The following is a 22,392-nucleotide window of genomic DNA, read 5'->3' as shown; positions in this document are numbered from 1 at the left end:
GAGGTCTGCGTGACCAGCAAGAAGGCGCGCGTCAGTAACCAGGCATCAGGCGACATCACTCAGCTGCCGCACGACATGTTTTTCGCAGCCGTGGAAACTACCCGCATGCCAATGATCGTCACCGACCCCAACCGTGACGACAACCCTATCATTTTTGCCAATCGGGCGTTCCTGGAAATGACTGGCTATGACCTTGCGGAGATCATCGGACGCAATTGTCGGTTCTTGCAGGGCCCCGAGACCGATGCTTCGATCGTAGGCACCCTACGCGATTCCATCGCACAACGTGTCGATATTGCCACCGAAATTCTAAACTATCGCAAGGACGGCTCCAGTTTCTGGAATGCGCTGTTCATCTCTCCCATTTTCAACGAGCGGGGCGACCTTGTTTACTACTTCGCCTCGCAATTGGACGTCAGCCGTCGGCGTGACGCCGAAGACGCACTGCGCCAGGCGCAGAAGATGGAAGCGTTGGGGCAATTGACGGGGGGGATTGCCCACGATTTCAACAATCTACTGCAGGTCATGGGCGGGTACCTGGGTTTGATCGCGAGCGAAACAGACAAGACCCAGCCCGATCTCAACCGGGTCCGGCGCAGTGTCGGCCACGCCCAGGCAGCGGTTGAGCGCGCCAGTACCTTGACCAAGCAGTTGCTGGCTTTTGCCCGCAAGCAGAAGCTGCATGGGCGGGTCCTTAATCTTAATCACCTGATCGATGATGTGCGGCCGTTGATGGAGCGCACCTTTGGTGCCGAGGTGGTAGTGGAGTTCGATCTTGAAAAAAGCCTGCGAAATTGCCGCATCGATGCAACACAGGCCGAAGTGGCGTTACTCAATATTTTCATGAATGCGCGGGACGCGCTCATCGGACGCAAGCGCCCGCACGTGTTCCTTCAAACCCGTAATGTCCAGGTCAAGGACATCAACCTTTCTTTCGATGGTCTGCTGCCTGGGAGCTATGTGAGCTTGTCGGTCACCGACAATGGTATTGGCATGCCGGCCAGTATCCGTGACCGGGTAATGGATCCTTTCTTCACCACCAAGGAGGAGGGCAAAGGCTCCGGCCTGGGCTTGTCGATGGTGTACGGCTTTGCCAAGCAGTCCGGAGGGGCTGCGCGCATCTACACCGAAGAAGGCGAGGGCACGACGCTGCGCCTGTACTTCCCGGTAGACGAGGCAAACATCGTCCAGCAGAAGCCCATGAAGGTGGCTGAGCGTAGCGCCGGTACCGAGCGCATCCTCATCGTCGAAGACCGACCGGATGTCGCGGAGCTGGCCAAGATGGTACTGGAGGACTACGGCTATGCCGCCGACATGGTGCTCAACGCGCGTGAGGCCTTGAAGCTGATACAGGCAGGGGAGCGCTACGACCTGTTGTTCACCGACCTGATCATGCCAGGCGGGATGAATGGGGTCATGCTTGCCCGAGAGGTGCGTCGCCTGCAACCTCAGATCAAGGTGCTGCTGACCACCGGTTATGCGGAAAACTCGATAGAACGCACGGATATCGGCGGTTCTGAGTTCGAGGTCATTTCCAAACCCTGCCAACCCCACGACCTGGCTCGCAGGGTGAGGCAAGTTCTCGATGGCCCGACCGGTGTGGGTTGAGGCTGCGAGGTTGTCCTACCGCTGACCTTTTGCGAGTGAACCTAGCCACGGCTGCGGGCTCGACAGTCAAAGTGCGAGGGCTGGCGACATGAACGCGATCACCCGGCAGATCACCCAGGAGCAGCGTCGTCTGGCTGCTGTGAACCGTTGGTTTGCGCTGTATGACGATTTCGAACGCAGGCGTGATTGCCCCAGTAGCCACCACGAAGAGTTGCTTCGCCAGGTCGACGAGATGGACCGCCTGGCGCTCATTGACTGGAGGGAATGGCGAGACCTGCGACGGCTCGCCGACCGCGGCTTTCTCAGAGCCATAGCCGGCGCGGACTACCATCGCGTTTGACGCCCTCCCATATCGACGACAACGCTCGCATCAGGGTGGCAACCTCCAATGGCCAGCGCCGCCTGAAGGGCAGCCCGGTGGGTCAGGCCCTGTGGAAGATTGCCCAGGTATTGGCCGTTGCGCCTGGACGCCCATTCGTCTTCCGGCATGATCACTTCCCCTCAGGCACGCTCGCCGCGAAGCCAGCGTTGATGGTAGTGGGCAAGCCGCGTCAGCCCGAACAACGCCCCTTGGCGCATGACATCGGCCCGCTCACCGAAGAACCGTTGGGTACGGGTAAAGACGGCTACTGGCTCCCCGGCAAAAGCCCAGGCAAAGCACATTGTGCCTGGCGGTACACCAGACTCGGGCGCGGGCCCAGCTACGCCAGTGGTAGCGATCACGACATTGGCATCGCTGTCTCGCAACGCTCCCAGGGCCATTTCCCACGCTACTGCCTCGCTGGTCAGACCGTAGCGTTCGATGGTTTCGGCGCTGACTCCAAGCAAGCGTTTCTTGGCGCTGGGAGAGTAGACTACATAGCCACTTTCCAGCACCTCTCCGGTACCGGGCACCGCTGCCAGAAGAGCCACCATGCAGCCTGCCGTGCACGACTCCGCAGTCGTCAGGATCAACTGGTTGTCTTTGAGATAACCGAGGGCGGCCAGTACCGGTTCGCTTGCCATTAGGGAGTCGACTCGCTTGTTCTTGTGCGGTGGACGCAATCGAGCAGTGATTGGTTCAGCGCATCTTTGTCCGCCCATCCCATGCAGTAAACCTAGCCTGAACTTTGCTCATCACTCTGGCTTCCCTTGAGTATAGGGCCAGGAGTGATCGTGTCGGCGATGCGGCCCATTCACCTGGGAAGAGGAAGAATCGATCATGAATGATCCTGTCACGTACTTCTGGATCGCTGTAGTGGCAATCATCTTGTTGGTTGACTTATGGGCAATCGTTAGCGTTTTCCGTAGCGACAAGTCTGACGCAACCAAAGTGATGTGGTCGTTGATACTGGTGGTACTGCCCATCGTCGGGCTGGCCATCTGGGGCGTGGCTGGGCCTCGTGGCATCAAGCGCGGCACCGGGCCGACCTCACCGGAACACAGTAAAGGGTAGGAGAGCAGCATGAGGAAAGAAGTCCAACAGCAAAAGGCAGGCTCACGATCGAAGCCTGATGGCGAAGAGGAGCGCGATAACGATGCTCATCGTCCGGATGGTTCGTCCGGTACATCTCATGACTCTACGGCGCAAAAAACAGCGCGTGAGCACGGGCAACAAAAACCCTGATTTCTTCTCGACAATCAGGGCTGAGGCTCATGCCAGGCAGTTAAGGCTCCCGGGGCTGCTGCGCAGCCCATCGCAGGCAAGCCAGCTCCCACACCGATTGCATTGAATTCAAGCCAAGCGCCGTACCTGTGGGAGATTCTATGGCAGCAGGGCTGCCAGATGCACCCCACAACACCTGTCAGCCTTGATGCGATCACTGTGGGAGATTCTATGGTTTCTGGCAATGGCATCAGGGTTGCCAGGTGCTCGCCACGGCATCTTCAGCGCCAGCTCGCGATGCGCCGCGCGGGCGGCGCTCGATCTCACAGGCGCTGCATACCTTGTGGCCAACACCTCTCAGCCCTGATGTGCTCTCTGTGGGAGCTGGCTTGCCGGCGATGGTCCGCAACGCGGCCTCAAATTGCTTAACTGACTGGCATCAGGGCTGAGGCTCGCCTTTTTGGGCGAGCCGCTTTTTCGTCAAAGGATGGGTTTACCGCCGGTGACGGCGTACCGTGACCCACTGATGTAACTGGCCTCATCGGAGCCCAGCAGCACATAGATTGGCGCGACTTCCACCGGCTGCCCTGGGCGTCCCATGGGATAGCTGGAACCGAAGTTTTTTACCGCCTCGTCGGGCATGGTGGCCGGGATCAAAGGCGTCCAGATAGGTCCAGGCGCAACGCAATTGACCCTGACTCCCTTCTTCCCTAGCAACTGGGCCAAACCCGCCGTGAAGTTGGCAATGGCACCTTTGGTCGTTGCATAGGCCAGCAGGCTTGGAGAGGGATCGTCGGAGTTCACCGAGCTCGTATTGATGATCGAGCTGCCCTTTGGCATGGAAGGTAGTGCTGCCTTGCAGATCCTGAAGATGGCCGTGATGTTGGTGTCGAAGGTTTTCACCCATTCATCATCGTCGATTTCTTCCAGGGTCTCATGGGTCATCTGGAAGGCGGCGTTGTTGACCAGGATATCGATGCGCCCAAACTGTTTTACGGTCTTTTCGACGATATCTTGGCAGTGCTGTTTCTGGGCCAGGTCACCGGGTAGCAGAAGACATTGTCGGCCTGCAGCTTCGACCCAGCGTGCAGTCTCCCGAGCGTCTTCATGTTCATTGAGGTAGGCGATGGCGACGTCAGCACCCTCGCGGGCATAGGCGATGGCGACCGCTCGCCCGATGCCGCTGTCAGCACCGGTGATCAGTGCAATCTTGCCTTCCAGGCGATTGTGGCCGGTATACGACTGCTCACCACAGTCTGGGTAAGGCTCCATCTTGCGTTGTGAACCGGGAACGCTTTGCGGCTGGGACGGGAAGGGCGGAGTAGGGAAATCGCGCATGATAGAAGCTCCTGCAGTTGAGAACGCTCTTACCGTTTCGAAGCATCGGATGCCTGTGCGTTGGGTTGAATATGCACCCGGCACGACGAGCGGTGCCCTACTCGAATGCGAATTGAATTTCAGGTTGCATCGTTTGTTCTACTGAGCTGACCTCCTCGCGCTCTTCTCGCCGGGAGCCGTATTGCAGGAGGAACAAGTGCCTCGAATCATTACCCCCGCGACCCCGGAGCATGAAATCAGCGAACACAACGCCAGGATGTTCGGCTCCCCCAAAGAGCGTCTGGACTTCTACCGGCGTGAGATCCAGTACGAAACCAGCATTCTGGCCAACCGTACCGACGCCTACCTGGCTGCCCAATCCTTTCTGGTCATCGCCTTCGTGTCCTCCATGGGCAACCTCAATCAAGGATGGGGAGAGATGTTCACGCTGATCGTGCCAGCGTTCCTCGCCTTGCTGGGTGTGCTGAGCTCGCTCAATGCTTGGCCTGGGATCCGGGCGGCGTACAACATCATCGATCACTGGCAGCTAAAGCAAAGCAACTTGCTACAGAGCGAGCCCATGATGGGGTTGGCTTACGACGAATCGCCGCTGTTCTGCGAAGCGGAGACTTCCCGAGCAGGGCATCGAAAGTCGCTGCTGTTTTCGCTGCGTACACCATGGATTTTTCTAGTGTTCTGGTTGCTGTTGGGGATCTATTCCGTGTACATCCAATTGGTGTGATAACGCCTCACCCGGCAAAGTATGGCCCCCTGGAAAGGGGGCCGATGTGCAGAGAAAAGGGTCAGCCAGTCAGCGCCTTGATCAACTGCTCATTGAAGGCCGGAATATCGTCCGGTTTGCGGCTGGTGATCAGGTTGCCATCCACCACTACTTCTTCATCAACCCAGTTACCGCCCGCGTTGCGAATATCGTCCTGCAACGTCTTGTAACTGGTCATGCGCTTGCCCTGGGCCAGACCGGTCGACACCAGCAGCCAGGCACCGTGGCAGATGACCGCCAATGGCTTGCTTGCCGAGTTGTGGCTTTTCACCAGCTTCTGAGCGCCGGGTATTAGGCGGATGCTGTCGGAATTCTGCACGCCGCCCGGCAGCACGATGGCGTCATAGAGATCCAGGTGGGCACTGTCGAACGTTGCATCCACGGCAAATTCGTCGGCGGGCTTGTCGTGGTTCCAGCCGCGTACCGTCCCTTCCTTGTCACTCAGAATGTCGACCACGGCGCCATTTTTTTCCAGGGCTTCACGCGGGCCGGTCAGCTCGATCTGTTCAAAGCCATCGGTGACCAGGAAGGCCACACGCTTGCCGCTCAATTGTTCACTCATCGTTGAATCTCCGTTTTCGATAGACATGAAAGGGGAGGCCAGTGCCAGACGCAAAGTTCAAAAGATCAGGCCTCAGTGGCGTCTGCGTTGCGCATGGGTGATCACAAACCCGGCGAGGAAGCCGATGACGGCCGCGCTCAGCAAGAGCGGTATCCTGTCTTTGCGGGTTAAAGCGAGGCTGCCCACCGTCTCGGGTTTACGGTTGAATCCCGTAGGCGGTTGATGCTCTGCATGGATGTCGTCGGCCACGGCATTCACGTCCAGTTTGGACAACTTCAATGCCGTGCCATCCACCAAGGTCAGCGTCAGGTCTTCGATGTCGCCTGCCGCCCGATCCGGGAATATCGGTTCGCCTGTAGCATCGAGGTTGTCGTATATGAAGCGCTTGCCCTCCAGCCAGCCAACGGCAGTGAGTAGCTCGGGGCCGAGGAAGTATTTTCCGTCAAGGAAGAAGCCTGGAAACTGGTGAGCGCGTTCGACGTTCTCTACGGAATAACGCTCACCGGCTTTCATGCCGGTTATGGGATCAATCATGAGCACGACCTCCATTTGCTGGTAAAGCGATGGAGGTTGGATAAAACTGGCCTGTTCCGACAGGCTGACCAGTGGGCAGCCTTCCAGACACTCGCGGGTGTACTCGCTGATTTCACGTCGTATTTTGCCGCCTGGCTTTTCGATTGAATTTTTCTCGTCCATCTACCCTCACAGACGCATGAACTAAAGGGAGAGACTCACGTGGCTGGACAGCAACTATATGTAATCGACTACACGCTCCATGGCAGAAGCCGAACGTTCATCATCCGTTTGGAAAAAATGGACAACGCCGTTGCCTGGCATTGGGCAAGCTGCGATGCAGGGGTCGGCATCATTCCCAGATTCTGTCAGCAGAACATCAAGAGGGTCAGCCGGCCCATGGCCGAGCGCTACGGCATCGCGAATGTGAAATGGCGATTGGCAGGCGATGGCCCAGAGTTCATTGCGCCGCCTATCGCTGTCGAAACATTTTCCGGCACGAGTGTGGGCGATTAGCGGCCTGTCAGCATTGCGCTGGGCTCGCCCGGGCTGAGCTTCCTGCAGCTTGATGTCGCCCAGTCCAGTGGGCGTGGCGACGGATCCTCACAAAGGCAAGGACATGCAGTTCGACCGACACCTCACCCAACCCGTGCAGTATGACGACCTGGTGGGTACCATCGAGTCGCTGTGTAAAAGCGCGTCATCCTGAACTCTTGGCAGCAAGCCCTCAGTGCTGAGCTTTCAGGGCCGAGGGTGAGCTGGATTGCGGCTTGATGACGGTAGGGCCTCACTTATCTGAGCTCCAGGAAGCCTTCTCGCCTAAGTAATTCCACATTCGTAGGTTTTACCGCCACGTGACTGAGTTCTGCGACAGAAAACCATCGGCATTCCACGATCTCGTGTGATGGTCGAGGCTGCATGGACGCTGCAACATTCATGCGATAGAGCCAGTGCTCCTCTCCAGGTAGCACGCTGTGCCCGAGAAACTGAGCGTCGGTAAGTTGGAGGCTGGTTTCTTCACGCAACTCTCGACAGGCCGCTTCGAGCTGGGTCTCGCCGGGATCAATCTTCCCGCCGGGCAGTGACCACTCAGGGGCTTCCTTACGCACCATCAGAATTTTTCCGGCTTGCAGGCAAATGACAGTCGAATGCAACTCTCTCGATTGGCTCATGGCGGTTCCTCCGATATGAACGGAAGGCCAGAACCACACGCAAAAGTTCATGTCGCAAGGTGAACGGCTTGACTAGCCCAGCGCCTACCCAAAGCCGCGGTGTGATGACCGACCTGAACCCTTCCTGCGCCGCGATGGTCATCATAAGCGACACAGGCACGATTTAGTCCCGGTGGGAGCCTGCGGGATCCCGTCCAGACAGGAATAGGGGTCAACGCGTGAAGGGAATGGATACTGCTACAGCCAGGCGCAAAGGCATCAAGCTGCGCGCCACGGTGATTTATCGCAAGAACGGAGAAGTCCTTTTTGTGCGCAAACGCAACGCCAAATGGAACCTGCCAGGGGGGCGTGTCGAGCGAGACGAGACACCGCTACAGGCGGCGATACGCGAGATGGCCGAAGAAACCGGGCTAGCGTTCGATGAGCTGCGCTACCTCACGATGTACCGCGAGGATAAGGTCATCCACTATCTGTTCGAAGCCCGTAAAGCAGATGACAAGCCTCGCGCCCGGAGTGAAATCGTCGCCTGCCGCTGGATCAAGGCCGCAGATGTCTCGAAGCGCCGTGTGCGTCGCCCGATCAGGAGCATCCTGAAGCGCTGCGCCTGAAAGCAGGTTCGGCATGTCCGGGCCTGGCCGCTGCCCCATAATCTGCCAGCAAAATAATTTCTACAGTCATTTTGATGAGCTATGGTTAAGTCTCACAACCATAAGACTAAAGTCGTAGGAGGCCGGCATGCGTATTCGCGGTGGTGTTTTTTGGGATTGGGCGGATCCGGTGCTTCATCATCGGTCTCACGGCGAAAAAATGGATGACGGCACTTCAATAGATGTGCAAGTCAGGCTTTCACGGGTTGGCCAGACTCAGATGTTCATCGGGATTTATGCCGGCTGTGGAATGGCCCGTCATGAAGAGGCCTTCGACTCGCGACCTGGCGAATCCATGACTCGGGCGCTCGCCTGGGGAGTGGAGCGTGCAAGGTGTTTGGCAACTGACCAGCAGCTTGCCGTGAAGCAGATTGTGTAGAACCGCAGCTAGACGCTTCACCCGGTGGTCGTTGCACCAAACTGCTCTCGACCGCCCATCCCGAAACGTGACCACTTAGGCGTTACTGAGATTTTTCTAAAAGCCAGGCCCACTTGGCATCGTCAGGGTCATTGAACGGCAAACAATCATCCAGTGCTTTAAACGCATTGAACTGAAACTCGGCCCGGATGCGGAGTTTTTCCAGTTCTGTACAGGAGATGTCTGCTGCTCCTCTCTCATAAGCGCAACCCGCGCCTGCGCGCGGGTTCCAGCCAACACTATTTTTTGCCGGGCAGTACTGAGCTCAGGACCTGCTTGGCGGTCTGCACGATGACCCCGGCTTGATCCGGGTCGCCCTTGATCAAGGTGCTGGCGAATTTCTTAGCCTGTTCCAGCTTGATGTGCGGGGGAAGGGGAGGCACATCCGGGTCGGTCTTGAATTCGATCAACACCGGCCTGTCCGCCGCCAGCGCGCGCTCCCAGGCGCCGGCAATGTCTTCTTCCCGCTCCACATAGATGCCCTGCAAACCGATGGAAATGGCGAACAAGTGATAGGGCACGTCAGGGATCGACTGTGAAGCCTCGAACTTTGGGTCGCCTTCCATCACACGTTGCTCCCAGGTTACCTGGTTGAGGTCTTCGTTGTTGAACACCGCACAGATCCACTGCGGGTTCTCCCACTGGCGCCAGTACTTGGCAACGGTGATCAGCTCGGCCAGGTTGTTCATCTGCATTGCGCCGTCGCCCACCAGTGCCACCACACTGCGCTGCGGGTGAGCGAATTTGGCGGCGATGGCATAGGGCACCGCCGCGCCCATGCTGGCCAGGCCGCCGGACAGCGAGCACTGCATGCCCTGGCGGATCTGCAGATCGCGGGCAAACCAGTTGGCGCATGATCCCGAGTCGCTGGTGATGATGGCCTGGTCAGGCAGGCGAGGGGAGAGTTCATGCACCACGCGCTGCGGGTTGATCGGGTCGGCTTTGACCAGTGCGCGTTTTTCCAGGGTCTTGTCCCAGTGCGCGCGCCAGCTTTCGACCTTGTCGCGCCAGCGGCGCTCGCTTTTGTGCTCGAGCAGCGGCAACAGGGCGCGCAGGGTTTCGCTGGCATCGCCGACCAGGTTGACTTCCATTGGATAGCGCAGGCTGAGCATGTCCGGTTGCAGGTCGATCTGCACGCCACGGGCCTGGCCTTCCTTGGGCAGGAACTCGGCATAGGGGAAGCCGGAGCCGATCATCATCAAGGTGTCGCACTCGTTCATCAACTGGTAGCTCGGTTCAGTACCGAGCAGGCCGATGGAACCGGTGACCCAGGGCAAATCGTCAGGCAGCACGGCCTTGCCCAGCAGCGCCTTGGCCACGCCGGCACCGAGCTTTTCGGCCACGGCGATGACTTGCTCGGTCGCCTGCAAGGCGCCGGCACCGACCAGAATCGCAACCTTTTTCCCGGCATTGAGTACCTCGGCCGCCCTTTGCAGGTCAGCGTCGAACGGCACGACCTTGGGCTTGCTGTAGCCAATGCCCGAATGCACCGTGCCGTGTGCCCTTGCCGGCTCCTGGTAGGGCAGGTCCTGTAAGTCATTGGGCAGGATGATGGCGGTGACCCGGCGTTCGCCGACGGCAGTACGCACTGCGCGGTCGAGCAGGTGCCGCACCTGCTCCGGGGTCGACGCCTGCTGTACGAAGGCGCCGGCAACATCCTTGAACATCGACAACAGGTCCAGTTCTTGCTGGTAATGCCCGCCCAGCGCCGCGCGCGCCTGTTGGCCGACTATGGCCAGTACCGGTTGGTGATCCATGCGTGCATCGTACAGGCCGGTCAGCAGGTGCGAGGCGCCGGGGCCGGAAGTGGCGATGCACACGCCGAGCTCTCCGGTGAACTTGGCGTGAGCGCTGGCCATGAATGCGGCCATCTCTTCATGGCGGGCCTGGATGAATTCAATCTTGCCGTTGGCTCGGCTCAATGCACCAAACACGCCATTGATGCCATCCCCCGGGTAGCCGAAGATGCGTCGAACGCCCCACTGGTACAAACGCTCGACCAGGAAGTCGCCTACTGTCGTTGTCATCGTCTTTTCCCTGTCTGTGATCGATAGGGTCTGGACTGGGCCGCGAAGGGGAAAGTTTCAACAGGTTGTACATGGTCAGCCCGCAGGAACCTCGGGACAGGCATGGCTTCTCAAGGACATGCCCACCTGATCAGGATGCCTTCATGTATGCCATCGACAGCAACACCCAGCCCCTGCAGGCCTTGCGGTTCGAGGATGACGGCGCAACGCCCAATAGCCGCTTTCCCGTGTTGCTCTACCGCCTGCAACTGGCGCCTGCGCATGACATTGCCGGCGCGTTCGAGGCCTTGTTCGCCGCCCACCAGTGGACCCCGCTGTGGCGTGCCGGGATTTTCGATTACCACCATTTCCACCCCAACGCGCACGAGGTGCTTGGCGTTGCCCGCGGCCATGCCCGGATAATGCTGGGTGGCGCAGCGGGCCAGGCGCTGACGGTCAAGGCGGGTGATGTTCTGGTGTTGCCAGCAGGGACGGGGCATCGCTGCATGGCGTCCAGCGACGACTTTCTGGTCGTGGGCGCCTATCCCCAAGGCCAGGAAGATTACGACATCCAGCGACCAGAACTTGCCGCTCACCAGCAGGCGTTGGCACGTATCGCCCGAGTGCCACACCCTGAGCAGGACCCGGTAGGCGGAGCTTACGGTGCCCTGATGAGACTCTGGCAGTGATCAGCAACTGATGGACGCGTTCAAGGTTTTCAACGCAAAACCATTCGCCTGGCTTCATGCCTGTCGCTTGATCCATCAGGGTGCAAGCTCCTGTGAGGTTCATACGTTGTCAGGGCCCATCGTCCCGGATGCCGCCCCTGGAACAAGGATCACCTTGCGGCACTTGTCCTCTTTTTGAGCGAACATCTTGTAACCCATCGCTGCCTCCTCCAACGCAAGGCGGTGGGTCACGATCATTTCGGGCTGCAGGCGCCCGGCTTCGATATGTTCGAGTAGCTCGGGCAGGTACTTCTGCACATGGGTTTGACCCATCTTGAAGGTCAGGCCTTTGTCGAATGCATCACCGAACATGAAACCATGCATGAACCCTGCGTAGACGCCGGGCACGCTGACTACGCCGCCACGTCGCACAGCCGCGATGCTCTGGCGCAGGGCCTTGCCGTTGCTGCCTTCCAGTTTCAAGGCCGTCATCACGGTTTCCGTGGTGCTGCCTTTGGCTTCGAACCCGACCGCATCGATGACCGCGTCTACGCCACGCATGCCCGGTGTATGGCGAATGATACTGTCGGCAGGATCATCATCCTTTTCAAAGTTGATCGGGATCACGCCGTAGGCTTGCTGGGCGTAGGCCAACCGGTAGTCGTTGTCATCGACCATGAAGACGGTGTGAGCGCCCAACATCGTTGCGCAGGCGGCACTCAGCAGGCCAACTGGCCCCGCGCCGTAGATCGCTACCGATGAACCTTGGCCGATCTGGGCATTGGTGACCGCTTGCCAAGCGGTAGGCAGGATGTCGGAGAGGAACAGCACTTTGTCGTCGGCGAGGGTCGTAGGCACTTTGAATGGCCCGACATTGCCTTTGGGTACCCTCACGTAATCAGCCTGGCCTCCAGGGATGCCGCCATACAGATGGCTGTACCCGAACAAGGCAGCGCCTGGTGGGATGCGCTTTTTGTTCAGGATCGATCCGCGACCGGTATTGGTTGTTTCGCAGGCAGCGAACAGATCGTGCTGGCAGAAGAAGCAGCTGCCACAAGCAATCACAAACGGGATCACGACGCGGTCGCCAACCTGCAGGTTCGTTACATCTCTGCCGACGTCTTCGACGATGCCCATGAACTCGTGGCCGAAGATGTCGCCGGGTTCTGTTTCCGGAATCTTGCCGCGATACAGATGAAGGTCCGAACCGCAGATGGCGGTCGCAGTGACCCGGAGAATGATGTCGTCTGCGTCCTGGAGAGTGGGGTCAGGGACAGTGTCGACCCTGACATCATTGGCGCCGTGGTAGGTCAGTGCTCTCATGGTCTTGCTCCTGCATCACAAAAACGTGGGGGTATGCAAAGGAAGGCTTCTGGGCAGGCAAAGTTTAGACCAGCCGGTCAAGTGGTGGTGCGATGCAGGCGGGGCTGTGGTTTCTTTGCCCGTTTCATTCAATGAGCTAGGCTGATTAGGCGCTTGGGGACGGGAAGAGGGCCGCAATGAGACTGTACGACTTCATAGAGTGTGATATGGGGAGCATTCTCCAGGCTTGGGAGGATTTCGCTCGTTCGGTCGAGACGGACTTACCCGCGCAGGATTCAGCCGGCCTTAGAAATCACTCCGAGAAGATTCTGCGCACCATTGCCGCTGATATGCGCACTGCCCAGACTGCGTATCAGCAGTCCGAGAAGGCGCAGGGCCGAGGCCCTCGACAGAGCAGTGATACAGCGGCCCAGACGCATGCGATTACGCGCTTGATAGCGGGCTTTTCGATGGACCAGATGGTCTCTGAGTACCGGGCGTTGCGCTCCAGTGTCCTGACACTCTGGCTGGCCAAAGAAACCCTGCGGGACGCAGAGCATGTGCAGGACATGATCCGTTTTAACGAGGCGATAGACCAAGCCTTGGTGGAATCCATAGCGGCTTATGGCGCAGCAGTGGAATCAACCCGAAAAATGGTGCTGGCAGTGCTTGGCCATGATTTGCGCTCCCCATTGGGGGCGGTACTCATGGCGGGTGATCTCATACTGCGGCAGGAAGCGCCGGGTGAGAAGGTAAAACTGCTCGCCTCGCAGGTGTGTAACAGCGCACGCCGGGCTAACAACATGGTGAACGATCTTCTGGACCTGGCGCGCTGTAATCTGGGCACCGGTATCCCGGTGCACCTGCAGCACGTGGAGTTAAACCTCATCTGTAGCTCGGTCATCGAGGAATTGCGCATGGCGTCCCCACAGGCGACGATCATCTTCAACGAAACCGCGCGTATCAGTGGTCAGTACGATCCTGATCGCATGGCTCAGGTTTTCTCCAACTTGATTGGCAATGCCCTGCGCCATGGTGACTCAACGCTACCCATCGATGTTTCCCTCTTCAGTGAAGCCGGCGTTTCACGCTTCAGCGTGCACAATTCAGGAGAGCCGATTCCCGAGGAAGTCATGCCCTATCTGTTCAAGCCTGAGGGGCGGTATTCAAGCTACGCGGCAGAAGAAAAGGGCTCAGCCGCCGGACTGGGACTGGGGCTGTTCATCGCCGCGGAAATCGTCGCCAGCCATGGTGGCAGGATCGAGGTCGAGTCATGCGCTGAACGGGGGACGACCTTCCTGGTCACCCTGTCCTGATTCGGACGGAAAACAGCCGCCGGGGCCTGCCGTACCGCTCGCTGTGCGGTACGAACTCGATGCTGCGCTTTTCGATCTTCATTTTATTATCCTTTAACCAGGCGACGAAGCCCGCGGCATGTAGGCGCTTTTTCATCGCGCCACCTGCGCCTTCACTGTCTCAAGGCCAGGCTGGCCATCCCATGTAGTCACGCCCGCGAGCCAGCCATCGAGCACCTGGGGGTTCTGTTTCAACCAGGCGCGTGCCGCAGCCTCTGGCTCCATCTTTTCATAGAGGATGGAGCCCATGATGTGGTTCTCCATATCCAGGGTGAAGCTCAAGTTCTTCAGCAGTTGCCCAACGTTCGGGCACTCGTCTGCATAACCTTTGCGGGTACTGGTATAGACGGTGGCATCGCCGAAGTCGGGGCCGAAATACTTGTCGCCCCCGGTCAGGAACTTCATCTTGAAGCGCGTGTTCATCGGGTGTGGCTCCCACCCGAGGTACACGATCGCCTGATCACGCCGCTTCGCCCGCTCGACCTGGGCAAGCATGCCCGACTCACTCGACGCGACCACAGAGAACCCGGCATCTCCAAGGCCGAAGGCGTTCTCGCTGATCGCCTTGAGCACTGCGTTGTTGCCGCCATCACCAGGCTCAAGGCCGTATATCTTGCCGCCCAGCTCATCCTTGAACCTGGCGAGGTCGGCGAAGTCTTTCAACCCTCTGTCCCAGAGCGTCTGTGGTACTGCCAAGGTGTACTTTGCATGCTGCAGGTTGACCCGCACGATATCGATGGTGTTGGCATCGCGATGAGGTTTGAGATCTGGCTCCATGGTGGGCAACCAGGTACCTAGAAAGACGTCCATGTTCTTGCCATCAGCCAAGGCTTTGAATGTGAGGGGCACACCCACGAGCGTCGACTTGGTTTGATAGCCAAGGCTTTTCAACAGGGTTGTGGCGATGGCTGTTGTGGTCTGGATGTCAGTCCAGCCGGGATCGGACATCCTCACCAAACGGCACTGGGAAGGTTCCGCTGCGTAGGTGTCAGCACAAAGAACCAGGGCGGAGCAGAGCACGGCGCGCAATACATGTTTCATGACGCAAATCCTCTCTGTAGCAGCTACGGGAAGCGGCAGTTTTTTGTTATTCAGAGGCAACGCAGTCTTGTTGTTTTATCGGTACGCTAACGGGCTGCTCAACGACGAATCCCGATCACGCGCCCGCAGTAACCGGGGCGCGGCAGTGAGCGATGGGCTTGGTAGATAGCGCTGATCTGCGCTTCGACAGACGTTGCGAATTTCGCCGCACGCCCAGCTTCACGGGCAATGTTCATGAGCATTTGTTCACTCACAGCCAAAAGCTCCCCGTCCTGGGGGCGATACAGGTGATGGACGATGTGCAGCCGCTTGCTGTCATGGTCTATCACTTGGGTAAACACCTGGATGTCCTCGCCCAGCCGGGTTTCGCTCAGATAATTGATGTGGGCTTCCAGCGTGTACAACGTATGGCCATGGGTTGCCCGGCCCTGCGCGTCGAGACCGATGTGGTCCATCAGTGCATCGGTGGCATGGCTGAAAAGCAGGAAGTAGAAGGCATCGCGCAGATGTCCGTTGTAGTCGATCCAGTCTTCGACGATGGTGGCCTGGTGAATCAGCAGCAAATTATTCACGAATATGTCCTTGCAGAAGTCGTGGGGGCATTTCAGAGGTCGAGAACCAGGCTTTCTGAAAGTGACCGGGAAACGCAGATCATCATCACATCGTTGTTCTTGCGTTCGGCTGCTGTCAGCACGCTGTCGCGATGGTCGGGGATACCGTCCAGGACGCAAATTTCGCATGAGGCGCATGTCCCCTCCCGGCAAGAGCTTTCAACGCGAAGGCCGTTCGCCTCGAGCACCTGAAGAATGCTTTTGTCCGCAGGCACTTCAAACGCCCTGCCGGTCCTGGCCAGCTGCACGGTGAAAGGTTTATCCACTGCCTGGCTTTTCGGTTCCTTGGGCGTAAACCACTCGAAATGCACCTGCTCATCGGGGAAGCTGCTCGCCGCTGCTTCGACGGCAAGCATTAGCGGGGTAGGGCCGCAGGTATAGAAATGGACATCGGGCGATTGCCGGCTGACTGCTGCTGCAATATCGAACAAGCCACCTGCCTCATCATCGGCATGCAAGGTGACCCGCTCGCCAAAGCCACGCAGTTCCTCCAGGAAGGCTGCTCGCTGGCGGCTGCGTACCAGGTAGAACAGGTGCCAGGGGCGCTGATTGGCTTCGCACCACTGGATCATCGACCACACCGGTGTAATGCCGATACCGCCGGCGAAGAACACGAACCCTGGTGCATCCTCTTGCAGTGCGAAGTGATTGCGTGGCGGGCTGATTTTCAGCGTGTCACCCACACGCAGTGCCTGGTGTACATGGCGTGACCCGCCACGACTGGTCGCAGACAAGCCAACGCCCACGCAGTAGCGGTGGTTTTCGCGTGCATCGTTGCACAGCGAGTATTGGCGCACGATATCGCCAGGCAAATGCAGCTCGGTATGGGCGCCAGGTTTGAAGGGCGGCAGCGCTTCACCCGACGGCGAGCGCAGCTCGATGACCATGACACCTTTGGCTTCGGCTATCAGGTCGGTTATCTGTAGGGTCAAGACTTCATCAGGCATGGCACACCTCACGCAACGGCAAACCGGTCCGGGACGGGGAGGCGTCCCGGGCCCACACTCAACGGCGCCGCAGTGGTGCGGTTGCCTTCAACATGTGCGTAATCAATTCATCCCGATTAGTTGCGAGCGATGCCCAGCTGTTGGCACCGGCCTGCTGGTTAACGCCCTCTACCAACAGGCTGGCTGTATCGGCATCGAGACGCGGATCACCCAGGTCGTCCCACCAACCGTTGAAACTGTCGGTGTATTTCTGGCAGAAAGCGCTCAGGCCGTCCGGTCCGCCACCCAGGTGGAACAGCAGGGTGGGGCCCATTGCAGCCCAACGCAGGCCCGGGCCTGCCCATACCGCCTTGTCGACGTCTTCCACGCTGGCGACGCCGCTCTTGACCAGGTGAATGGCTTCTCGCCACAGCGCGGCCTGAAGGCGGTTGGCGACATGCCCCTTCACTTCACGGTTGACTCGGATGGTCACCTTTCCAACCAGGTCATAGAAACGTTCAGCCTGCTCGACCACACCCGCAGCGGTCTTGTCGTTGCCCATGACCTCTACCAGCGGGATCAGGTGCGGTGGGTTGAAGGGGTGGCCGAGAATGAAGTGTGATGGGTTCTTCCAGCCCGCTTGCATCTCACCCAGGCGCAGGCCCGAGGCGGACGAAGCTACGATGGCACCTGGCTTGAGGGCCGCCTCAAGAGTGGCGAACAGCTCGTGCTTGATGGCAATGCGTTCCGGCACGCTTTCCTGCACGAAGTCAGCGTGCTGCACGGCGCTCGCCACATCGGCATGGAAGCTCAGCTGGCCAGGCTCGGCGGTTACCAAACCTAGCTCGCGCAGCGTCGGCCAGGCATTGTCGATGTAGCTACGCACATCGGCCTCCATGGTCGGCGACGGGTCGTACACCGCAACGTTGCGCCCCGATGCCAGGAACAGTGCAGCCCAGCTGGCACCGATTACACCAGCGCCAATTACCGCGACATTTTGGAACTCACTCATTGGAAGAACCTCGGTTGTAGGGGGAAGCACTGGCCAGGCCGCCATCAACGACAATGCACTGGCCGGTAATCAAGCGCGCCGCGTCGGCTCACCCATGCGCCAGCATGACGTGACGCACACTGGTGTAAGCGTCGAGCGCGAACACCGACATGTCGCAACCGTGGCCTGAGCCCTTCATGGCGGCCCAGGGCATTTCTGGCGTGGCAACACCATGGGTGTTGACCCAGGTGAAGCCGTAACGGAGCCGGCTGCTGGCCTCCATGGCTCGACCGCTGTCACGCGTCCAGATCGACGAGGCCAGGCCGTAGCGCGTGGTGTTGGCGATTGCCACCGGGTCCTGGTCCGGGGTGAATCGCGATACCGAAATCACCGGGCCGAACATCTCCTGAACTGCGATTTCAGCATGGTGGTCAACGTCGGCAACCACGGTGGGGCGGTAGAAGAAGCCACCTCCTGGCTCTACCGTGCCGCCGGTCACAATCTCGGCGTAGGCGCGTGCGCGGTCGACGAACCCCGCCACGCGTTGCCGGTGCACTTCGGTCACCAGCGGGCCCATCTCTGTTCCAACCGCCCTCGGCGGGCCCACCTTGATTGATGCAGCCGCTTCAGCCAGGGCACTGACGAGGCGGTCGTAGAGCTTGCTGGCGACCAGCACCCTGCAAGGCTGCGCGCAGTCCTGCCCGGCATTGAAGAACGCAGTGGCGCGCAGCGTTGCGACCAGTTTCCCGACGTCGGCATCCTCGTAAACGATCACCGGCGCCTTGCCGCCCAGCTCGACATGCACCTGACGCATCTGCTGGGCAGCCGCGCGCATGGCAGCGCTACCAGTTGCCGGCGAGCCGGTGATACTCACCGCTTCGATGCCGTCAGCGTTGATCAGCCGGGCACCGGTCGCAGTACCAACCCCGTGCACGATGTTGATCACGCCCTTGGGCACTACGCCGGCCAGCAGCTCAGCCAGTTTCAGGGTGGACAGCGGCGTCACCTCCGAAGGCTTCAGCACCACGCTGCAACCTGCGGCCAACGGCGCCGCCAGCTTCCAGGCCGCCATCATCAGTGGATAATTCCACGGGGCAATGGCTGCCACGGGGCCAATCGGATCGCGGCGGATCAGGCTCGTATGCCCGGGTACATATTCACCTGCCGCCACACCCGACAGGGTGCGGGCGGCCCCGGCGAAGAACCGAAAGGTGTCGAGGGTCAACGGCATTTCGTCGTCGAGTGCCGATGGCCATGGCTTGCCGACATTCTGGCTCTCCAGAGAGGCCAGCGTTTCGGCGTTTTGCTCGATTACCCCGGCAATGTCCAGCAGCAGTGCAGCACGCTGGGCGGGGGTAGTCTTCGAATAGGTCTGGAACGCTTCTTGCGCGCTGCGCACAGCGCTGTCCAACTGCGCATCATCAGCCTGGCCAACGCTGACGATTTCCTCGCCTGTGGCCGGGTCGATGACAGCCAGGGGTACAGCGGCGCCGTCAACCAGCTCGCCGTTGATCAACATTTTGGTCTGCATGGCGTATCCCCCATCGCGCATCACAAAGTGATCTTGTCGCGACCTTTGAGCCCCAGGCGTGCCCGCGCTTCTTCGGGCGTTGCCACCTTCAAACCGAGGTTTTCGACGATCGAGCGGATCTTCAGCACCTGTTCGGCGTTGCTTTTTGCTTTCTCGCCAGCACCGATGAACAGGCTGTCTTCCAGGCCGACGCGCACGTTGCCGCCGAGCATCGCCGCTTGGGTAGCAAACGACATCTGGTGCTTGCCGGCGGCCAGCACCGACCACTCGTAGTCCTTGCCGAACAGCTTCTGCGCCACGGTATGCATGTGCATGAGGTTGTCCAGGTCGGCACCCACGCCACCGAGCACGCCGAAGACGATCTGGATCAGGAACGGTGGTTTGACCCAGCCCTGGTCGATCACCCAGGCCAGGTTGTACAGGTGGCCGAGGTCATAACATTCGAATTCGAAGCGGGTACCGTGCCCTTCGCCCAGCTCTTTGACGATGTATTCGATGTCGGCGAAGGTGTTGCGGAAGATGAAGTCGCGGGTGCTGTCGAGGAAGGCCGGTTCCCAGTCATGCTTCCAGTTGCTGTACCTGGCCTTCATCGGGAAGATGCCGAAGTTCATCGAGCCCACGTTCAGCGAGGCCATTTCCGGGCTGACCGCCAGTGCCGCACGCAGGCGTTCCTCACGGGTCATGCCCAGGCCGCCGCCGGTGGACACGTTGAGCACCGCATCGCTTTGGCGGTGGATCTGCCCCATGAAGTCCTGGAACAGCTCCGGGCGTGGGTCCGGCTTGCCGGTTTCCGGGTTGCGGGCATGCAGGTGGATGATCGAGGCGCCGGCGTTGGCGGCCTCGATGGAGGAATTGGCGATTTCCTGCGGTGTGATGGGCAGGTATTCCGACATGGTCGGGGTGTGTACGCCACCAGTGGTGGCGCAGGTGATGATCACGGATTTTGGCATGGCGAGGCTCACAGTTTCATGTGTTGTGCTTGGGCGGTAAGGCCGAGGCCGGGCCGCGGGTGCTCAGGGCTTCACGCTGCGTGCGTAGGCGTCGAGTACCAGGCCGTGGAAGTGGTGCAAAGCATGTTCGGACTTGCCTGAGCCATTGGGGTCGGTGACGATCCGGCCCTGATCGAAGGCAGGGGTCTGCATGCCACGCTGGACGTTCTCCACCAGCGATATGTCTTCGACCTGCAGCACTTCGTCGAGGTAGCGAATGGCTTCTTTTTCCATGTCGTCCGGCTCTGGCGTTTCCAGGAAAAAGTCGTAGGTTTCCAGCGTTCGATCAGGGCCCACCGGCACGATGTTGAGCACGATCATCGAACTGCGGCCGGGGTAGCGCATCAGGCAAGTGGTTGGCCATAGCCACCAGACCGCATGGGTGCGCACGCTGGCCTTGGAGGTGTCGTACGCCGAGTTCTGGCCTTTGCCGGCTTCGGCCATATGGCTTGAATAGATGCCGTGGGTCTTGACCTTGTAGGTGTCCATGTCGACCAGGGTGCAGAAGTCCTTGTGCGCGGTCGGGCAGTGGTAGCACTCCAGGAAGTTGTCGACCACGTTCTTCCAGTTCGACTTGATCTCGTAGGTCAGCCGATGGCCGAACGTGAGCTTCTCCACATCCGGCGCCCAGTGCAGGATTTCCCTGGCCAGGTCCCCCGACTGTTCGCGCAGCGGTGCGGCGAGTGGGTCGAGGTTGACGTAGACAAAGCCGCAAAATTCTTCGACTTGCACCGGGCTCAGGTGGATCTGGTCCTTGTCGAAATCCTTCAGGCCGCCAACGTGCGGGGCTGCAACCAGGTTGCCGTTGAGCCCGTAGCACCAGGAGTGGTAAGGGCAGGCGATGCGCCGGGTTTTGCCTTCGCCTTGAAGTACCGGATGAGCTCGGTGCTTGCACACGTTGTAGAAGGCGCGCAGCACACCCTCCTGGTCGCGGACCACGGCGATCGGCTGGCCGGCGATGTCGACGGTGGTGTAGCTGCCAGGCTCACGCACCTTCTCGACATGGCACACCCACTGCCAGCTTTTGCCGATGATTTCCTGCTGATCGAGGCGGAACCATTCCGGCTGGACGTAGGCGTCAGCGCGCAGCGACTGGGACACCAGCGGGTCGGGATCGTAACCCTGCTTGATCGATTCGAATTGGCGGGGATGCAGCAACTCAGACATATCAACGGCCCTTTTATTATCACGAGCGTCGGGGTGTGCTCGTTCTGTGGCGTTGATAGTGGTCTGGTTGAAATACGGAAAATTTTCATATTTCGCCGATTTATGTGTTTATTTCGTCGGCGTCGTTTTTAGATATGTGATGACAATGCACGACAAAAATCACCGGTCCGTTGCCACTTGGTGCATCGGCCAAGCCCGGTAATTGAAGGGCACACGACCATCCTGGCGGTCCTGGCGCGGGGTCAGGCCGAAGCGTTCCCGGTAGACTTTGCAGAAGTGCGATTGATTGGCAAAGCCCGAGGCCACGCCAACCTTGGTCAGGGCCATGCTGGTCTGCGTCACCAACCCACGGGCGCGATCCAGACGGATATCGCGGTAGTACAGCGCGGGTGTTTTATGGGTTATGTCACGAAACAGGCGGTCGAGCTGGCGCTGTGAGATGCCTACCCGTTCACTGATCGCCGGGATGCTGATCACCTCTTCCAGGTGCGTTTCCATCAGCTTGATCGCCTGCATGATCGCCGGGGGTATGGTATGCCCCAACGGCTGGTGGTCTTGCGGATTCTGCTGGGTGCTGCCGGGTCGAAATTGCGGGTGGAACAAGTAACGCGCAGCCTCGTTGGCGACAGTCTCGCCCTGCATGTTGCGGATCAGTTGCAAAGCGGTATCGGTCGCCGCTGCGCCGCCACAGCACGTGAAGCGATTGTCATCGAAGACGTACAGGTCCTCGACGATGGTCACGTCCGGGTACAGCTCTATCAGCGCATCTATGTGTTCGTAATGGCCGGTTGCGCGCCGCCCGCTCAACAAGCCTGCTTCTGCCAGCAAGAACGTGCCGGTGTCGATCGCACCCAGCATGCAACCTTTGCTTGCCCAGCTCCTGAGCAGGCTCTGCAACCGCGCGTCATGGAATTTTTCGGGCGTCCAGCTGCAGGAGAGCACTACCAGGTCCCAGTGCGCGTTACGCACTTTGGCCAACGACTGGGTAAACAGGTCCATACCATTCGACGCCCGAATCCCTCCGCCTTCGAGCGAGGCAAACTCCCAGTGATAATGGGCTTCTCCACTGAGGTAATCGGCTGCCCGGAATGGGTCGACAAAGGCAGAGGTGGCGGCTGCATTGAAATAGGGAAACACAATGACTAGGAACCTGAACACGCGCATCTCCAAACGTCTGGTCGACCTCAATCATAAGGCAGGAC

General features: G+C 59.4%; 24 protein-coding genes and 1 pseudogene. 10 read left to right on the top strand and 15 right to left on the bottom strand.

Going from position 1 to position 22,392, the window contains the following annotated elements:
• The first annotated feature begins 9 nt into the window (after window positions 1-9).
• Both ACIQUI_RS04925 and ACIQUI_RS04920 read left to right on the top strand, forming a co-directional pair.
• Window positions 10-1,608 (top strand): histidine kinase famiy protein, encoded by a 1,599-nt coding sequence (locus ACIQUI_RS04925; protein WP_403195433.1) that lies wholly within the window; start codon window positions 10-12, stop codon window positions 1,606-1,608.
• Window positions 1,609-1,696: 88 nt separating this feature from the next.
• Window positions 1,697-1,948, top strand: a complete 252-nt coding sequence (locus tag ACIQUI_RS04920) for a hypothetical protein (RefSeq protein ID WP_403195431.1) — start codon at window positions 1,697-1,699, stop codon at window positions 1,946-1,948.
• Between the two features lie 161 nt (window positions 1,949-2,109).
• Here the strand turns inward: ACIQUI_RS04920 and ACIQUI_RS04915 are convergent, their stop codons facing one another.
• Window positions 2,110-2,613 (bottom strand): CinA family protein, encoded by a 504-nt coding sequence (locus ACIQUI_RS04915; protein WP_403195428.1) that lies wholly within the window; start codon window positions 2,611-2,613, stop codon window positions 2,110-2,112.
• A gap of 196 nt (window positions 2,614-2,809) precedes the next feature.
• On the opposite strand from ACIQUI_RS04915, the gene ACIQUI_RS04910 reads away from it, so the two are divergent.
• Together ACIQUI_RS04910 and ACIQUI_RS04905 are read left to right on the top strand one after the other, a co-directional pair.
• Window positions 2,810-3,043 (top strand): PLD nuclease N-terminal domain-containing protein, encoded by a 234-nt coding sequence (locus tag ACIQUI_RS04910; RefSeq protein ID WP_403195426.1) that lies wholly within the window; start codon window positions 2,810-2,812, stop codon window positions 3,041-3,043.
• Between the two features lie 9 nt (window positions 3,044-3,052).
• Window positions 3,053-3,214, top strand: a complete 162-nt coding sequence (locus tag ACIQUI_RS04905; RefSeq protein WP_403195424.1) for a hypothetical protein — start codon at window positions 3,053-3,055, stop codon at window positions 3,212-3,214.
• 459 nt (window positions 3,215-3,673) lie between these two features.
• Here the strand turns inward: ACIQUI_RS04905 and ACIQUI_RS04900 are convergent, their stop codons facing one another.
• Window positions 3,674-4,531, bottom strand: a complete 858-nt coding sequence (locus ACIQUI_RS04900; protein ID WP_403195421.1) for an SDR family oxidoreductase — start codon at window positions 4,529-4,531, stop codon at window positions 3,674-3,676.
• A 196-nt stretch (window positions 4,532-4,727) separates the two neighbouring features.
• Between ACIQUI_RS04900 and ACIQUI_RS04895 the strand changes: the two genes are divergently transcribed.
• A complete protein-coding gene (locus tag ACIQUI_RS04895) occupies window positions 4,728-5,252 on the top strand; it encodes a hypothetical protein (RefSeq protein WP_403195419.1) in 525 nt (174 codons plus the stop codon).
• A gap of 61 nt (window positions 5,253-5,313) precedes the next feature.
• Here the strand turns inward: ACIQUI_RS04895 and ACIQUI_RS04890 are convergent, their stop codons facing one another.
• A complete protein-coding gene (locus ACIQUI_RS04890) occupies window positions 5,314-5,853 on the bottom strand; it encodes a type 1 glutamine amidotransferase domain-containing protein (protein WP_403195416.1) in 540 nt (179 codons plus the stop codon).
• Window positions 5,854-6,099: 246 nt separating this feature from the next.
• Window positions 6,100-6,387, bottom strand: a pseudogene (locus tag ACIQUI_RS04885) (short-chain dehydrogenase); the annotation flags it as partial.
• 201 nt (window positions 6,388-6,588) lie between these two features.
• Between ACIQUI_RS04885 and ACIQUI_RS04880 the strand changes: the two are divergent.
• Window positions 6,589-6,882: a DUF6555 family protein gene (locus ACIQUI_RS04880; protein WP_403195414.1), complete on the top strand. Its 294-nt coding sequence runs from the start codon at window positions 6,589-6,591 to the stop codon at window positions 6,880-6,882.
• A gap of 275 nt (window positions 6,883-7,157) precedes the next feature.
• Here ACIQUI_RS04880 and ACIQUI_RS04875 read toward each other — a convergent pair whose 3' ends face one another.
• Window positions 7,158-7,538 (bottom strand): NUDIX domain-containing protein, encoded by a 381-nt coding sequence (locus ACIQUI_RS04875; protein ID WP_403195412.1) that lies wholly within the window; start codon window positions 7,536-7,538, stop codon window positions 7,158-7,160.
• 227 nt (window positions 7,539-7,765) lie between these two features.
• On the opposite strand from ACIQUI_RS04875, the gene ACIQUI_RS04870 reads away from it, so the two are divergent.
• Window positions 7,766-8,146 (top strand): NUDIX domain-containing protein, encoded by a 381-nt coding sequence (locus tag ACIQUI_RS04870; RefSeq protein ID WP_403195411.1) that lies wholly within the window; start codon window positions 7,766-7,768, stop codon window positions 8,144-8,146.
• Between the two features lie 127 nt (window positions 8,147-8,273).
• Window positions 8,274-8,564, top strand: a complete 291-nt coding sequence (locus ACIQUI_RS04865) for a hypothetical protein (protein ID WP_403195409.1) — start codon at window positions 8,274-8,276, stop codon at window positions 8,562-8,564.
• A 278-nt stretch (window positions 8,565-8,842) separates the two neighbouring features.
• Here ACIQUI_RS04865 and ACIQUI_RS04860 read toward each other — a convergent pair whose 3' ends face one another.
• Complete coding sequence (locus ACIQUI_RS04860; RefSeq protein ID WP_403195408.1) at window positions 8,843-10,630, bottom strand: thiamine pyrophosphate-requiring protein; 1,788 nt, start codon at window positions 10,628-10,630, stop codon at window positions 8,843-8,845.
• Window positions 10,631-10,773: 143 nt separating this feature from the next.
• Here ACIQUI_RS04860 and ACIQUI_RS04855 point away from each other — a divergent pair, with 143 nt between their 5' ends.
• On the top strand, window positions 10,774-11,298 hold the full coding sequence (locus tag ACIQUI_RS04855) for a cupin domain-containing protein (protein WP_403195406.1): 525 nt from the start codon (window positions 10,774-10,776) through the stop codon (window positions 11,296-11,298).
• Between the two features lie 99 nt (window positions 11,299-11,397).
• Here ACIQUI_RS04855 and ACIQUI_RS04850 read toward each other — a convergent pair whose 3' ends face one another.
• Window positions 11,398-12,600 (bottom strand): zinc-dependent alcohol dehydrogenase, encoded by a 1,203-nt coding sequence (locus ACIQUI_RS04850; RefSeq protein WP_403195404.1) that lies wholly within the window; start codon window positions 12,598-12,600, stop codon window positions 11,398-11,400.
• 176 nt (window positions 12,601-12,776) lie between these two features.
• Between ACIQUI_RS04850 and ACIQUI_RS04845 the strand changes: the two genes are divergently transcribed.
• Window positions 12,777-13,895, top strand: coding sequence for a sensor histidine kinase (locus ACIQUI_RS04845; RefSeq protein ID WP_403195402.1), 1,119 nt, complete (start codon window positions 12,777-12,779; stop codon window positions 13,893-13,895).
• Window positions 13,896-14,027: 132 nt separating this feature from the next.
• Here ACIQUI_RS04845 and choX read toward each other — a convergent pair whose 3' ends face one another.
• The 8 genes from choX to ACIQUI_RS04805 all read right to left on the bottom strand — a co-directional run bounded on the left by choX (window position 14,028) and on the right by ACIQUI_RS04805 (window position 22,354).
• Window positions 14,028-14,975, bottom strand: a complete 948-nt coding sequence (gene choX / locus ACIQUI_RS04840) for a choline ABC transporter substrate-binding protein (RefSeq protein ID WP_403195400.1) — start codon at window positions 14,973-14,975, stop codon at window positions 14,028-14,030.
• Between the two features lie 98 nt (window positions 14,976-15,073).
• Window positions 15,074-15,547, bottom strand: a complete 474-nt coding sequence (locus ACIQUI_RS04835) for a thioesterase family protein (RefSeq protein ID WP_403195398.1) — start codon at window positions 15,545-15,547, stop codon at window positions 15,074-15,076.
• A gap of 32 nt (window positions 15,548-15,579) precedes the next feature.
• Window positions 15,580-16,533 carry a PDR/VanB family oxidoreductase gene (locus ACIQUI_RS04830; protein ID WP_403195396.1) on the bottom strand — a complete coding sequence of 318 codons (954 nt, stop codon included), beginning with the start codon at window positions 16,531-16,533 and terminating at the stop codon, window positions 15,580-15,582.
• 58 nt (window positions 16,534-16,591) lie between these two features.
• On the bottom strand, window positions 16,592-17,524 hold the full coding sequence (locus ACIQUI_RS04825) for a 3-hydroxyacyl-CoA dehydrogenase NAD-binding domain-containing protein (RefSeq protein WP_403195394.1): 933 nt from the start codon (window positions 17,522-17,524) through the stop codon (window positions 16,592-16,594).
• Between the two features lie 88 nt (window positions 17,525-17,612).
• On the bottom strand, window positions 17,613-19,034 hold the full coding sequence (locus ACIQUI_RS04820; protein WP_403195393.1) for an aminobutyraldehyde dehydrogenase: 1,422 nt from the start codon (window positions 19,032-19,034) through the stop codon (window positions 17,613-17,615).
• 20 nt (window positions 19,035-19,054) lie between these two features.
• Entirely contained in the window at window positions 19,055-19,984 is a 930-nt protein-coding gene (locus ACIQUI_RS04815; protein WP_403195391.1) for a 3-keto-5-aminohexanoate cleavage protein, read from the bottom strand.
• Window positions 19,985-20,047: 63 nt separating this feature from the next.
• The gene (locus ACIQUI_RS04810) at window positions 20,048-21,190 is read right to left on the bottom strand and encodes an SRPBCC family protein (protein WP_403195389.1); all 1,143 of its coding nucleotides are present in this window, start codon (window positions 21,188-21,190) and stop codon (window positions 20,048-20,050) included.
• A gap of 159 nt (window positions 21,191-21,349) precedes the next feature.
• Window positions 21,350-22,354: a GlxA family transcriptional regulator gene (locus tag ACIQUI_RS04805; protein ID WP_403195387.1), complete on the bottom strand. Its 1,005-nt coding sequence runs from the start codon at window positions 22,352-22,354 to the stop codon at window positions 21,350-21,352.
• Window positions 22,355-22,392 lie beyond the last annotated feature (38 nt).

The sequence above is a fragment of the Pseudomonas sp. NPDC090592 genome (assembly GCF_044769185.1).
Lineage (GTDB): Bacteria > Pseudomonadota > Gammaproteobacteria > Pseudomonadales > Pseudomonadaceae > Aquipseudomonas.
The sequence above is the reverse complement of the archived record's forward strand: the minus strand, read 5'-3'. Positions and strand labels throughout refer to the sequence as shown.